This is a genomic window from Streptomyces sp. CNZ287, assembly GCF_007827615.1.
In genome coordinates this window covers 55,357-70,905 of sequence record NZ_VISV01000003.1, presented here as the reverse complement: position 1 = coordinate 70,905, position 15,549 = coordinate 55,357, and the positions used below count along the sequence as shown (strand labels likewise).

General features: G+C 71.8%; 5 protein-coding genes. 4 read left to right on the top strand and 1 reads right to left on the bottom strand.

What is annotated here, in order from left to right; all coding sequences use genetic code 11:
• The first annotated feature begins 76 nt into the window (after positions 1-76).
• Genes FB457_RS07900 through FB457_RS07890 form a run of 3 tightly spaced genes read left to right on the top strand, consistent with a single transcriptional unit; the run spans position 77 to position 11,938 of the window.
• Positions 77-9,385: a non-ribosomal peptide synthetase gene (locus FB457_RS07900; RefSeq protein ID WP_145781352.1), complete on the top strand. Its 9,309-nt coding sequence runs from the start codon at positions 77-79 to the stop codon at positions 9,383-9,385.
• Between the two features lie 56 nt (positions 9,386-9,441).
• The gene (locus FB457_RS07895) at positions 9,442-10,635 is read left to right on the top strand and encodes a cytochrome P450 (protein ID WP_047018893.1); all 1,194 of its coding nucleotides are present in this window, start codon (positions 9,442-9,444) and stop codon (positions 10,633-10,635) included.
• Positions 10,636-10,678: 43 nt separating this feature from the next.
• Positions 10,679-11,938 carry an MFS transporter gene (locus FB457_RS07890; protein ID WP_145781351.1) on the top strand — a complete coding sequence of 420 codons (1,260 nt, stop codon included), beginning with the start codon at positions 10,679-10,681 and terminating at the stop codon, positions 11,936-11,938.
• Between the two features lie 509 nt (positions 11,939-12,447).
• On the opposite strand, the gene FB457_RS07880 is transcribed toward FB457_RS07890, so the two are convergent.
• Positions 12,448-14,238, bottom strand: coding sequence for an L-lactate permease (locus FB457_RS07880; RefSeq protein ID WP_145781349.1), 1,791 nt, complete (start codon positions 14,236-14,238; stop codon positions 12,448-12,450).
• Between the two features lie 271 nt (positions 14,239-14,509).
• On the opposite strand from FB457_RS07880, the gene FB457_RS07875 reads away from it, so the two are divergent.
• Positions 14,510-15,274 (top strand): FCD domain-containing protein, encoded by a 765-nt coding sequence (locus tag FB457_RS07875; RefSeq protein ID WP_145781348.1) that lies wholly within the window; start codon positions 14,510-14,512, stop codon positions 15,272-15,274.
• Positions 15,275-15,549 lie beyond the last annotated feature (275 nt).

Genomic DNA, 15,549 nt, shown 5'->3' with positions numbered 1-15,549 from the left:
GCAACCGGATTTCCTTCCACCGGGCCCTCGCATTCGTCTGTTCCGCGGCCGAGACCAACGATCAGGAGATTCGCGCATGACCGAGATCGACCTGACCAGCCTCACGGCTGAGCAGAAGCGTAAACTCCTGGCGGAGCGGCTGCGGCGTACCCATGGCAATCTCCCGCCGCCCCGCGCGCGGCGCTTCGCCGCATCGTTCCCCCAGCAGCGGATGTGGTTCCTGGACCAGCTCAACCCGGGCAGCGCCGCCTACAACATCCCGGCGGCGGTGCGCCTGCACGGCCCGCTGGACGTGGAGATCTGGCGCCGTTGCCTGGCCGAGATCGTCCGCAGGCACGAGTCGCTGCGCACCACGTTCGACGAGGTCGAGGGCGAGCCGGTGCAGGTCGTGCACGACGCCGGCGAGCTGGAGCTGACCGTCGAGGAGTGCGGACACCTGCGCGGCCCCGGCGGCGAGGCGGGCATCGAGGAGCTGGCGCGCCAGGAGTTCGCCCGGCCCTTCGACCTCGGCACCGGGCCGCTCATGCGGATGAGGTTCCTGCGGCTGTCCGCCGACGAGCACATCCTGCTGCTCACCATGCACCACATCGTCGCCGACCTGTGGTCGACCTCGGTGCTCTTCGGGGAACTGGTCGCCCTCTACCAGGGCTACCTCACCGGCACAGAAGCCAAGCTGCCGGACCTGCCCGTCCAGTACGCCGACTACGCGGCCTGGCAGCGCAAGAAGCTGGCGGGCTCCGGTATGGCCGCCGACTTGGCGTACTGGAAGGGGGAGCTCCAGGGAGCCGCACCGATCCTGGAGCTCCCCACCGACCGGCCGCGGCCCGCCGTGCTGGGCACGGCCGGCGGCTCCCGGCCCTTCCACCTCTCCGCCGCCGTGATGAACGGCGTGCGCGAACTCAGCCGCAGCGCCGGCGTCACCCCGTTCATGACCCTGCTCGCGGCCTACGTCGTACTGCTGCACCGGTACAGCAGGCAGGAGGACGTCGTCGTCGGTGTGCCCGTGGCCAACCGCGGGCAGTCTGAGGTCGAGCGGCTCATCGGCTACTTCGTCAACACGCTCGCGATCCGCAGCGACGTCTCGGGCAACCCGTCCTTCACCGAGCTGCTCGGCCGGGTCCGAGGCGCGGCTCTCGGCGCCTTCGCCCACCAGGAGGTGCCGTTCGAGAGGCTGGTGGAGGAGCTGCAGCCGGAGCGGGACCTGTCCCGGTCGCCGGTCTTCCAGGTGTCGTTCGTCTTCCAGAACATCCCGATGCCCGAGTTCGAGGCCGGCGGGCTGCGCCTGGAGCTGATGGAGGTGCCCGGCTCCACCGCGCGGTTCGACCTCGAACTGCAGGTGTTCGAGCAGGGAGACGCGCTCAGCGGCTGGTTCGAGTACAACACCGAGTTGTTCGACGCCGCCACCATCGACCGCATGGCCGGCCACCTGAAGGTGCTGCTGGACAACCTGCTCGCCGACCCGGAGCAGCCGGTCCTGGACGTCGCGCTGCTGACCGGGGAGGAGGATCGCGAGCAGCGCAGGGAGCGGGCGGACACCCGCAGCGAGTGGCCCGACCCACTCCTCACCCACCAGCGCATCGAGCAGCAGGCAGCGCTGAGACCGGACGCCGAGGCGGTGTACTGCCGGGGCGAGACGCTCACCTACGCCCAGCTCGATGCGTCCGCCAACCGGCTGGCCCGCAGGCTGAAGCGTCTCGGCGTCGGGCGCGACGTGCTGGTCGGGATCTGCCTGGAGCGCTCCCTCGACATGGTCGTCGCGGTGCTGGCCGTGCTCAAGGCGGGCGGCGCCTACGTGCCGATCGACCCGGAACTGCCCCGCGACCGCATGGGGTTCATGATCGGGGACGCCGGGCTGCCCGTCCTCATCACCCAGCGCTCCGTGGCACCGGCCCTGCCGGAGTCCGGAGCCGCCACACTGTGCCTGGACGAACTGCGCGACGAGATCGCCGCCGAGCCCGCCGAGGTGCTCGGCGAGCCGGTCGCGGGCACGGACCTCGCCTACGTGATCTACACATCCGGGTCCACCGGCCGCCCCAAGGGCGTCCAACTGCCGCACCGCGCGCTGCGCAACCTCTTCTGGGCCATGAAGCAGTGGCCGGGCATCGACGCCGGTGACAGCCTGCTGGCGGTCACCACGCTGTCGTTCGACATCGCGACCCTGGAACTGCTGCTCCCTCTGGTCGAGGGCGCCCGGGTCGTGCTCGCCACCCGGGAGGTGGCCACCGACGGCAGGCTGCTGGCCGAGGAGATGGCCGCCACCGGCGCGACCATGATGCAGGCGACCCCGTCGACATGGCGCATGCTCCTCGACGCCGGCTGGCCGGGCCGTCCCGGGCTGCGCGGGCTCATCTGCGGCGAGGCGCTCCCGCCCGACCTGGCACGCCGCCTGCTGGCCAAGGGCGTGGACCTGTGGAACATGTACGGGCCGAGCGAGACCACCATCTACTCGCTGGGCACCAGGATCGTGGACGACACGATCACCATCGGCGGGCCGATCGCCAACACCGAGGTGCACATCCTCGACCCCGAAGGCCGCCCGGTGCCGCCGGGTGTTCCCGGCGAGTTGTGCATCGGCGGGGACGGGCTGGCGCGTGGATACCTCGGCCGGCCGGAGCTGACGGCGAAGCAGTTCGTCCGGAACCCGTTCTCGTCCGGCCCGGATGACCGCCTGTACCGGACCGGTGATCTGGTGCGCCGCCGGGTCGACGGCAGAGTCGACTACCTCGGCAGGCTGGACCATCAGGTCAAGCTGCGCGGCTACCGGATCGAACTCGGCGAGATCGAAACCGTGCTGATGTGGCAGGGGCAGGTGAAGGAATCGGTGGTGGTGGTCCGCGAGGACCGGCCCGGTGACCAGCGCCTTGTCGCCTACCTGGTTGCGGACCCGGCGGCCGGCCCCGTCGAGGAGCTGACCCGCCGTCTGCGGGGCGCGCTCAACGACAAGCTGCCCGCGTACATGGTTCCGTCCGCGTTCGTGTTCCTCGACGCGCTGCCGCGCACCCCCAGCGGGAAGACCGACCGCGGCGCGCTCCCCGCACCCGAGCCGGGCCGGGCCCGCGCGGCCACCGCGTACGCGGCGCCCCGCGACGCCGAGGAGAAGGCTCTGTGCGCGCTCTTCGCCCAGGTGCTGAACCTGTCCGAGGTCGGCATCGACGACAACTTCTTCGACCTCGGCGGGCACTCGCTGCTGGCCACCCGCCTGGTGGCGAAGATCCGCGGGGTGCTCGGCGTCGAAGTGCCGGTGCGCGGCCTCTTCGAGAGGCCGACCGTGGCCCGGCTGGCCGAGGTACTGCGGCAGGGCGGCACAGACGCGCGGCCTGCGCTGGTCCCCATGACACGGCCCGACCCGCTGCCGCAGTCGTTCGCCCAGCGCCGGCTGTGGTTCCTGCACCAGATGGAAGGCCCTTCACCTACGTACAACCTTCCGGTGGTGCTGCGCCTCACCGGCACGCTGGACGTGGACTGCCTGCGGGCCGCGCTCGCCGACGTGGTCGCGCGTCACGAGTCACTGCGCACCGTCTTCCCGGACGAGGGAGCCGTGCCGTGCCAGCACGTCCTGGCTCCCGAACAGGCGCGGCCCGCGCTGCCGGTGACCGAGGTCGACGCCGGGGACCTGAACGACGCGGTGGCCGCGGCGGTACGGCACCCGTTCGACCTGACGGCGGAGATCCCGCTGCACGCCGAGCTGTTCACCGCCGGCACGGGCGAGCACGTGCTGGTCGTCGTCGTCCACCACATCGCGGCCGACGGCTGGTCGCTGGCGCCGCTGCGGTACGACCTGGCAGTCGCCTACCGCGCGCGGCTGGCCGGTCACCCGCCCGAGTGGGCGCCGCTGCCCGTGCAGTACGCCGACTACACCCTGTGGCAGCGCGAGCACCTCGGCGCGCATGACGATCCCGGGAGCACGTGGTCGTACCAGCTCGACCACTGGCGCGGTGCGCTGGACGGCCTGCCCGAGCGGATCGCCCTCCCGGTCGACCGGCCGCACCCGGCCGAGGCGTCGCACGACGGGGACACGCTCACCTTCCGGTGGGACGTGGACCTGCACGAGGGCCTGGCCCGCCTGGCGCGCGGCTGCGACGTCAGCATGTTCATGGTCCTCAACGCGGCGCTGGCGGTGCTCCTCCGCCGCCTCGGCGCCGGGGCGGACATCCCCGTCGGCGTGGCCACCGCGGGCAGGGACGACCAGGCCACCGAGAACCTCGTCGGCTTCTTCGCCAACACCCTCGTGCTGCGCACACAGCTCTCCGACCGCCAGACCTTCCGGGAACTGCTCGGTGCGGTACGGGAACGGACCCTCGACGCGCTCGCGCACCGGGACATCCCGTTCGAGGCACTCGTCGACAGTCTGCGGCCGGCCCGGTCGATGGCCCACCACCCGCTCGTGCAGGTCATGCTCTCCTGGCAGAGCGTGACCGGCGAGAGCCCCGGGCTGCCCGGGGTCGAGGTGACGCCGATGGTGACGGGCACCGGCACGGCGAGGATGGACCTGGTCTTCCTCCTGCACGAGCGCCTCGCGGCCGGCGGCAAGCCGGACGGCATCGACGGCGGCATCGAGTACAACGCCGACGTCTTCGACCACGAGACGATACGCACCATGGCGCACCGGCTGCGCCAGGTGCTGGTGGCCATGATCGGCGACCCGGACCGGCCGATCGGCGATGTCGACGTACTCACCCCGGCCGAGCGGCACCGCGTGCTCCACGAGTGGAACGGCCCGGCCGGCGAGGAGCCCGTGGCCACCCTGCCCGAGCTCTTCGAGGCGCAGGCGGCCCGTACTCCGGACGCCGTCGCGGTCCGCCACGGCGAGGAGCGGCTGACCTACGCGGAACTGGCCGCCGCCGCGGACCGGCTCGCCGTGCGGTTGCGCGAGCTGGGGATCGGCGCCGGCGGCGCAGAGGACGCGGTGTGCCTGCTGATGGAGCGCTCCGTACGGCTGCCCGTGGCGATCCTCGCCGTGGTCAAGGCCGGCGGCGTGTACGTACCGCTGGACCCCCGCTATCCCGGGTCGCGCATGCGGCTGATCATGGCCGACACCGGGGCGCGCGTGCTCCTCGTGGACGGGGAGGGGCCGGAACACGACGTCCCCGCCGGGGTGCGTGTGGTCGACGTGGCCGCAGAACCGCCCGCAGGGGAGGGCGGTGCGCGGGGCGCCGTCGGCCTCGTGCCCGCGGGCGGTCCCGACCGGGTGGCCTACGTGATGTACACCTCCGGGTCCACCGGGCGGCCGAAGGGCGTGGCGGTCACCCACCGGAACGTGGCGAGCCTGGCCGCCGACCGCGCGTGGCGCGGCGGCAACCACTCGCGCGTTCTGATGCATTCCCCGGCCGCGTTCGACGCCTCCACCTACGAGCTGTGGGTGCCGCTGCTGTCCGGCGGTGAGGTGGTCGTCGCACCGGCCGGTGAACTCGATCCCGACACCCTGGTGCGTACCATCGGCGAACGCCGCGTCACCGCCGTGTTCCTCACGACCGCGCTCTTCAACCTGCTGATGGAACGCGATCCCGCTGCGCTGGCCGGCGTGGCGGAGGTGTGGACCGGCGGCGAGGCCCACTCGCCCCTCGCGTTCACGAAGGCGCTGGCGGCCTGGCCGCGGACCTCGCTCACGCACGTGTACGGGCCCACGGAAGCGACGACCTTCGCCGTCCGGCAGACCACCCGCGAGGTGGTCGACGGCATCGTGCCGATCGGCACACCGATGGACGACACCCGGGCGTACGTGCTCGACGAACGGCTCCGGCCGGTGCCGCCCGGCGTCCCCGGCGAGTTGTACCTCGCCGGAACGGGCCTGGCCCGCGGCTACCTCGGACAACCCGGGCTGACGGCCGCGCGCTTCGTCGCCTGCCCGTACGGCGCACCGGGCTCTCGCATGTACCGGACCGGTGACCTGGTCCGCCGTGACGCGGGCGGGCGGATCGTGTACGTCGGCCGGACCGACGACCAGGTGAAGATCCGCGGCTTCCGCATCGAACCGGGCGAGATCGAGCAGGCCCTCGACGCGCACCCCGCCGTGGCGGGCGCAGCGGTGGTCGTACGGGAGAAGCCCGCCGGGGGGAAGGACCTGGTCGGCTACGTCGTACCCGCCCGGGGGACCCGCCCCGAGCCCGCCGAGTTGCGGGCGTTCGCGGCCGAGCGGCTGCCGCAGTACATGGTGCCTGTCGCGGTGGTGGTGCTCGACGCCTTCCCGATGACGAGCAACGGCAAGCTCGACCGCCGCGCGCTGCCCGCACCGGACCTCGGCGCGGGCAGCGGATCCCGAGCGGCGGAGACGCCGGTCGAGCGGACGCTCGCCTCGGTGTACGCCGAGGTCCTGGGAGTTCCCGGGGTCGGCGCCGAAGCCGGCTTCTTCGACCTGGGCGGGGACAGCATCCAGGCCACCCAACTGGTCGCGCAGGCCCGCACGGCCGGACTGGTGTTCACCGTCCGGGACGTGTTCGTGCACCAGACGGTGGCCGGCATCGCGCAGGTGGCCCGGCCGGCCGGCGAGGACGCCGGCGTGAGCGCCGCGGACGTCGGCACCGGCGACGTCCCGCTGCTGCCCGTGATGGAACGGCAGCGGCAACTCGGCGGCTCGGTGGTCGGCTTCGACCTGTCCGCAACCGTCGGCCTGCCGGTGGACGTGGACGAGGAGCGGCTGACCGCGGTGCTGCAAGCGGTCGTCGACCGGCACGACGCGTTGCGCACCCGGCTGGTGACCGGCCCCGACGGGCAATGGTCCCTGTACGCCGACGAACCCGGCGCCGTACGGGTCGCGGAGGTGCTGCGCCGCGTCGCCACCGGCGGGCTGACGGACGCCGAGGCCCATGCGCTCATCGCCGAGGAGACCGCCGCCGCCAGACGCCGGCTCGATCCCGCCGCGGGCGCCATGCTCCAGCCCGTGTGGTTCGACGCCGGAGCCGGCCGACCGGGCAGGCTCCTGCTCGCCGTGCACCACTTCGCGGTCGACGGAGTGTCGTGGAGGATCCTGCTGACCGACCTCGCCGCAGCCTGGGACGCGGTGGCCGCGGGCCGCGAGCCGGACCTCGCTCCCGTGGCGACGTCGCTGCGCGGCTGGGCGGCCCGGGTCGTCTCCGCCGCGAGCACGACACGGCACCGTGCCGAACTCCCCGTGTGGGAGGGCGTCCTGCGGGACGCCGCGCCGCTGGTGGCCGGGGATCTGGACGCGGACCGCGACGTCACCGGCACGGAGGGGCGGCTGTCGGTGACCCTGCCGGCCGAGGACACCGCGACGCTGGTCGGTCAGGCGTCCGCGGTGTTCCGCCGCGGCATCCAGGACGTGCTGCTGACCGCCTTCGGGCTCGCCCTCCGGCGGTGGCGCGCCCGCAGGACGGACGCGGGTGACGGTCCGGTGGTGCTGGACGTGGAGAGCCACGGCAGGCACGAGCACCTCGTCGAGGGCACCGACCTGTCCCGTACGGTGGGCTGGTTCACCAGCGTCCACCCCGTCCGTCTCGACTTCGGCCGGCTGACCTGGGCCGAGGTGACCGAGGCGGGCAGCGGGCTGGCGGCCGCGGTCGCGGACACCGGCAGGCAGTTGAGGTCGATCCCGGAGAGCGGCCTCGGCTACGGGCTGCTGCGCTATCTCGACGCGGACACCGCGCCTGCCCTTGCCGAACTGCCCGCGCCGCAGGTGCTCTTCAACTACCTCGGCCGTGCGCCCGTCACCGACGAGCTGAAGCCGTGGATGCCGCTGCGCGAGGACGGCACGGGCGGCACCAGCGCGGTCCGGCCGCTGCTCCATCCCCTGGAGGTCAACGCCGTCACGCAGGACGGCCCGGACGGCCCCAAGCTGGTCGCCGACTGGAGCTGGGCGGGTTCGCTCCTCACCGAGGACGAGGTGCGCGAACTGGCGGACACCTGGTTCGACGCACTGCGCGCCGTCGCCCGGTGCGCCCGTGCGGTCGGGGACGGCGCGGTGGAGCCGGTCCCGGAGGACAAGGAACGCGCCACCGCCGCCGACGCGGCCGACCTGCTCCACGCGCCCATTCCCAGGGCAGACCGGGGCGATGGCGCCGGACTCTCCTTCGGGCAACTGGAGTTCCTGCTCCAGCCCGTGGGTCCCGACCACCCGCATCACGGCGTCATCACCGCATGGCGGGTACGCGGCGAGCTGGACGTCGCCGCGCTGCGGCGCGGTCTCGACGACCTGGTGCGGCGGCACGACATCCTGCGCACCCGCTACGTCCGGCAGGGCTCGGCGACCCGGCAGTTCGCCGACGGCACGCCCGCCTGGCCGATCGACACCGTCGACCTGCGTGCGCACCGGGGGAAGGCCCAGGACGAGAAGCTGCGTGAGCTGCTCACCGCGGAGACGGAGCGGCCCTTCCGTATCGACGGCGGGAACCTCGTCCGCGGTCTGCTCGTGCGCCTCTCCGATCAGGAGCACGCGCTGGTACTCGTGGCCCACCACATCCTGGTGGACCACTGGGGCTTCATCGTCATCGTCGACGAGCTGTCGGAGCTGTACGTGGCCCACACCTCCGGGCGGCAGCCGAAGCTCCCCGAGGTGGTCGTCCAGCACCTGGACTACGCGGCGTGGGAGCAGGACCTGCTGGCCTCCGGCGCACTCGACGAGCACATCGAGCACTGGCGAAGGGAACTGGACGGCGCGGCACGCACGTTCGACTTCGACGCGCCGGCGCACCAACTCGACGACTCCGTCGACGGTTACACCCACACCACCGTGATCGGCGCGGAGGCCATGGCGGCGGTGCGGGAGGCCGCCCGCCGCGAGGGCGTGACCCTGTTCATGATGCTGATGTCCGCGTTCCACGTACTGCTGCACAGCTACTCGGACGCGACGGACATCGCGGTCAGCCACCCCCTTGCCGGCCGGGAACGACCGGAGACCAAGTCGATGGTCGGCCCGTTCATCAACGTCATCCTCAACAGGTCCCGGATGGCGGACGACCCGACCTTCCGCGAGCTGGCCCAGCAGGTCCTGCAGGCCGAGCTCGACGCGTACGCGCACCAGAACGTGCCGATGCGTGCGCTGATCCACGACGGCGTCATCGGGGACGGCAACCAGTTGCCCCTGCGGGTGATGCTCAACCTGCTCGGCGTACCCAGCACCACACTGGCTCTGGACGGACTCGACGTGACGCCGCTGGACGTGCGGATCGGCGACGAGACCCCGCTTCCGGAGCTGATCGCCGCCATCGAGCCGCACAACGTCGACCTCTACCTGGTGGCCCGCGAGGTGGCGGGCGAACTGCGCGGCTTGTGGGTGTACTCGCCGGACTGCGTTCCGCCGCCGGTGATGGGCACGCTGGTGCGCCAGTGGCCGCGGGTGCTGGAGCTGGTCGCACGGCACCCGGAGTTCACGGTCTCGCAGCTCCGCGACCGCCTGCGGGATGGCGAGGGCGAGGCATCCGGCGAGCAGTAAGCGGCTCGACACCCATCCATCGGAGCCGTCAGACCGACGGCGGATTGAAGGCAGAGATGACTGACGACGCGACGTGCCCGATCTCCAACGGGCTGCCCACGCTCCGGGAGCGGCCGTTCGACCCACCGGAGGCGCTACGAGCCCAGGACCCGGTCTCCCGGATGACCTTCCCTGACGGGTACGAGGGCTGGCTCGTCACCAGCTACAAGCTGGGCCGGTCGATCCTCTCCGACAAGCGGTTCAGCTCGGCCCCGACGAACAAGCACCTGGCGTTCCCGTCCAACCGTGCGGCGGACCTGGAGGCTGATATCCCCGGCCTGTTCGAGCACATGGACCCGCCGGACCACACCCGCTTCCGGCGGCAGCTCGCCGGCCAGTTCACCCTTCGCCGGATGCGCCTGCTCACGCCGCGGATCGAGGAGATCACCGCGCACTACGCCGACGCGATGCTCGCCAAGGGGGCGCCCGCGGACCTGGTCGCGGACTACGCGGTGCCGGTGTCCTCGCAGGTGATCTGCGAACTGCTGGGCGTACCGGTCGCCGACCGGGACCGCTTCGAGGGGGACTCCGAGAAGCTGCTGAGTCTCGACGCCGAGCCGCAGGAGGTGCAGCAGGCACTCGGCGACCTCGTCGAGCTGACCGGCGAGCTGCTCGCCCGGAAGAAGGCCGAGCCGGCGGACGACGTGCTGAGCGTGCTGGTGTCGGGGGAGGAGATCAGCCTGCCGGAGTCGGTCGGCGCCACACTGCTGCTGCTCGTCGCCGGGCACGAGACCACGGCGAACATGCTGTCGCTCGGCACGTACGCGCTGCTGAGCAATCCGGATCAGATGGAACGGCTGCGTGCTGACGAGTCGCTGATGGAGGGCGCCGTCGAGGAACTTCTGCGCTACCTCACCGTGGTGCACGTAGGCGTGCAGCGCACCGCCACCGAGGACGTCGAACTCGACGGGCTGAGCCTGCGCAAGGGGGACACGGTGCTGATCCATCTGCCCAGCGCGAACCGCGACCCCCACCAGTTCCCGGACCCGGACCGCCTCGACGTCACTCAGGGCGAGATCGGCCACCTCACCTTCAGTCACGGCATCCACCAGTGCCTCGGGCAGCAACTGGCCCGCCTGGAGCTGCGTATCGGCTACACCACGCTGCTCCGGCGGTTCCCGGGCCTGCGGCTGGCCGCGGAGCCGGACGAGATCCCGACGCGCTCGGACATGACCGTTTACGGCGTGCACCGGCTGCCGGTGGCGTGGTGACGGGCAGCCGCGGCGGCCCGGGCGGCCCGGTACGGGCCGCCCGGTGACCACGACCGCGCCGGCGCAGCGCTCGCCCTTGCGCAGCGGTCAGTTCCGCAGGGTCATCGTCGCGGAGTTCGTCTCCTCGATCGGCACCCAGATGACGACACTGGCGCTGCCGTGGTTCGTGCTGACGACCACGGGCTCGCCGGCGCGGATGGGGCTGGTGTTCGTCATCCAGATCCTGCCGGTGCCGCTGCTGAGCATGCCTGCCGGCCTGCTGGTGGCCCGGTGGGGTGCCCGCCGCGTGTCCATCGTGGGCGACGCCGTCGGCGCGGTTCTGATTGCGGCTGTGCCCACTCTGTATCTGGCGGGGGCGCTGCCGTTCTGGGCGTTGCTGGTCATCGTGGCCCTCCTCGGCTGCATCGCATCGGCCTACCTGCCTTCCCAGAGGATGCTGCTGGTCGAGACCCTCGGGACGGACGAGCGGGTCGTCACCGCGGCCAACGCCCTGTTCGAGACGGCGACCTCGACGGCACGGCTGGTCGGCCCAGCGGTCGCCGGCTTCCTGATAGCCGGGTTCGGCCCGCTCCACGTGCTGTGGGTCGACGCCGCCACGTTCGCGGTCTCGGCGGTGCTCCTGCTCGGCCTGCCGCGCCGCAAACGGGCCCCGGAGCCGATGTCGGCGAGCAAGATGGGGGAGGGCCTGTCCTTCGTCCTCCGGGACCCGGTGCTCAAACGGATGTCGCTCGCCGCCTTCGGATACGGCCTGCTCATGCCGGTCGTGCTGCTCGCACTGCCGGTGATGGCCAAGAGCCGCTACGACTCCGATCCGCACGTGGTCGGATGGCTGATGGCCGCATGGGGCGGCGGAACCGCGGTGGGCACCGTCGTCGTCGCCCGGCTCGCCGACCGGATACCACCGGTGCACTTCGCGGCATGCGGCGGAGTGGGCGCAGCCGTCATGCTGTGGCTGCTGCCCTGGGACCAGCCGGCCGTGACCGCGGCACTCACGATCGGGGCCGGCTGCATGTTCCTGCCCGGGGTCACCGCGCCCGCCGTCGCGCTGCTGACACTGCGACCGCCGGAGGACCTGCGCCCGCACGTGATCCCGCTGTTCGGCGCCGCCGTCTTCGTGGCCAGCCCGATCGCCTACGGGACGGCGGGAGTGCTGTTCGAGCACCTCGCGGTGGGCACCGTCCTCGCGGCGGTCGCGGTGGGAGCGACCCTGTGCGCCCTGATACTGCTGAGCCTGGTCCGCCACCCGGAGGCCGACCCGCGCCGGGAAGCGGGCGACGGCTCCGCGGCTGGAATCACCCGGTGATGATGTGCGCAGCGCGGCGACCTTTGAGCGGAAGCAGCGGAAGGCCGGCACGCGCGGCTGGTGGGTGGGTCGATCAGCCGGCCGGCTTCCGGGCGGCGGGGCCAGGGCAGCGCCCGGCTGTGCCCGACATCGAAGAGCTCGGCGGTGACCCGGCCGATAGTCGGTCGGCACAGCCGGGACGGTAGTGGTCACGTCGTCCATGACGCGGCCGGGCCGACACCGGTAGCCATGCCTCTGACAGACCGTTGGGCAAGGGCCGGCCACGGGCAGCGGGCGGCCGTTCGCCCTTGATCAGCCGTTTCGGGCTTCGGCGGCCCCGGGCGTCGGGCGTGCCGTGGGCTGATGCCGAGTTCGGTGGCGAGTTCGCTCAGGTAGTCGCGGGTCCGGGTGCGGCGTTCGTTGGCGAGTTGGTGGCGTTCGGCGGTGAGGGTGCGGGGGGCGTCGGCCACGACTCCACCTGCCCTGGCTCCGCGAACACCTCCTCAGCGTGCGTCACCCGCTGATCGGCATCAGCCGTCTGCGGGGCCGTCGGCAGGCACGCGTCGCCGGGCGTACACGGCCAGCGCGGTGAGAAAAGCGAGCAGCAGGGCGAGGCCGAGAGTTCCCGCGTTGAGGCCGAGGCCGTGGATGAAGACATAGGAGAGCATGCCCGCGGCGACGCAGTAGTAGATCATCGGCAGGACCGTCTTGCGGATGAGGTGGCCCTCTTTCCCGATGAGCCCTACGGTGGCACACGCGGCGACGACATTGTGGACCGTGACCATGTTCCCTGCCGCGCCGCCGACCGCTTGCGTGGCCACAACCACCGTCGGACTGACATCGATCTGCTCCGCCGTCGAGAACTGGAAGAGCGAGAACATCAGGTTGCTCACCGTGTTGCTGCCCGCCACGAACGCGCCGAGCGCGCCGACCCAGGGCGCGAACATCGGCCAGGCCGAGTCGGCGAGGTCCGCCGCTCCGGTGGCGAGGGTCAGGGGCATGCTGTCCAGCCCCGTGGTGTTGAAGTCGGGGCCGGAGTTGATGAATACCCGGACGAGAGGGACGGCGAACAGGAGCGCCACCCCCGCGGCGACGATCTGGCGACCCGCCACTCGCCACGACTCAGCAATCTCGCGGCGCTTCATGCGGAACACCACGTAGGTGAACCCGATGGTCGCCAAGAACATGAACCCCGGTAGGAAGAGCGGTTCCACCGCCTGGGAGACTCCCGTGCCGAGAATGCCGTTCCACTCGATCGACATCCCCGACAGCCATTCCTTGAGCGGCAATTGGGGAAGCCGGGTGAGCACGAGCAGCGAGGCCACCACCAGGTAGGGCAGCCATGCCTTGGCCACGGGCATGTCCGTTGCGGTGGCCTCGCGCATGTCGGGCTGCACGGTGCCCGTCCACTCGGGCAGCCAGCGCTCCCGCGGAGGGAAGTCCCAGGGCCGTGCGGGTTGCAGGAAGCCGCGCCGGGTCGCGATCATGACGATGAACAGGCCGACGAGCCCGCCGAGGAGCGAGGGAAACTCCGGACCGAACAGCACCGCGACCGCCACATAGGGAACGGTCATGGCGAGCGCGGCGAACAGCGCGAAAGGCGCGATCGCCAGGCCCTCCCCGAAGCTGCGGCGGGTGCCGAAGTAGCGGGTCAGCAGGCAGACGACGAACAGCGGCACGAGAGTACCGATGATCGCGTGCAGTAGCGCGACCTGGACGGCGACCTCCGGCACGTAATCGGCCAGGACGGTACCCTCACGCTCCAGGTGGGCCTCAACGGCCGGGGAACCGCTCAGCCCGTCGTTGACACCGACGAGCATCGGCGTGCCCACGGCCCCGAAGCTCACCGGCGTGCTCTGGATGATCAGCCCCACCATCACGGCGGCCATCGCAGGGAAACCCAGGGCAAGCAGCAACGGGGCGACCACCGCCGCGGGGGTGCCGAACCCGGAAGCGCCCTCGATGAAACTGCCGAACAGCCAGCCCACGATGATCGCCTGCACCCGGCGGTCGGGGCTGATTTGGGTGAACGCCGAACGGATCGTCCGCAGGGCCCCGCTGGCGTCGAGCGTCGCCAGGAGCAACAGGGCACCGAAGACGATGTAGAGCAGGGTGAGGGCGATGATCAGCCCCTGGACCGAGGAGGCGACCACCTCGGTGGCCCCGACCTCCCAGGCCACCATGGCGATCACGACGACGAGGGCGTAGCCGGCGGGCATGGCGTAGGTGGCGGGCCAGCGCAGCCCGACGAGCAGTACCCCCACGAGCAGGATCGGGGCCAGGGCAAGGAGGCTCAGAACGGCGAGGTTGCCGGTCAGCACGGGGTGCGCCTTCCGGCGCCGCCGGTGGCGATCCAGGTGCCGGTCATCCACCGGGCAGAACTGTGGGGCGGGGGACTGTTCTCCATGACTACCTCCCTTGCGGGGGCGACAGCCGTTCGACCGGTTCCCGGCTCACGTCCCGGATCGGTCGCGCGGCTCGTGGGTGACCTTGGTCAGACCAAGCATCGGTGGGACCGTAGGATTGCCCTCATCAGGTGTCAATAGGGCGGGTGACGGCCGCCTTTGGTCCCTTCCGAAGGAGGGGGAGGCAGTGCCCGAGGCCACCGGCTGGCAGCCACTGATCCGTTCACGCGCGTGGGAGCAGGTCGTCGACCGCGTGGAGGAGAAGATCCTCTCCGGCGATCTGCGCATCGGCGACCGCCTCCCGCCCGAGCGGGACCTCGCCTCGATGCTCGGGGTGAGCAGGGCGGCCGTGCGCGAGGCGCTCCGCGTGCTGGAGGCACACGGTGTCCTGCACCGGCCCCGGGTCGGCACCGGTCGCGACTCCGGCAGCGTCATCGCCGGCACTCCGACGACCGGCCTCTCCAGGCTGCTTCGCGTCCATGTCGCGCTGTCGAACTTCGACCTGGACGAGATCACGGAGGCCCGCGTCGCGCTGGAGCGGGCGAGCGCCTCCCTGGCCGCCTCGCAGGCAACGGAGAGCGATCTCGCCCGCATGCGCGAACTCCTCGACCGCATGGACGACGAGACCCTGCCGCGGGACCGGTTCAACGACCTGGATACCGACTTTCACATGGCGCTGGCCGAGGCGGCGGACAACCGGCTCGTGACCGCCCTCACCACCGCGATCCGCGGGGCGATCCGGCACACTCTCCTCCACGCTTTCGAGCAGTTGGCCGATGCGGACGCCGTGCTGAACGCGCTGCGCCGCCAGCACCGCTCGCTTTTCGAGGCCGTCGCGCAAGGTGACGCCGACCGGGCCGCCGACGAAGTCGACCGGCACATCCGAGGCTTCCACCGCATCGCATCCCACACCCTCAACCGGTCCGTGCCCCGCACCCCGCCTGCGTGCTGAAGGGGGCACCGACCGCACCTCGGGCCGCGGCGCACGAACACGTTCGTGGCGTCTGGCACACAGGGCGAACCCCGCACGAGAAAGTCCGACAGCAGACCGCTGCGCAGAGCGCGGGCGAGTGCGACGCGGCCGCGTTGGCCGTGGCAGAGCGTGGCGTCGCGTTCGCAGGGTTGCGGCGATATGGTCGACGCAGCTTCGGCGCGGGACTTGCTCCCGTTGGCCTTCGCCGGCGCCGGGTGCGGCGAGGAGGAGGCTGCCACGCAGCGTGCGGTGGC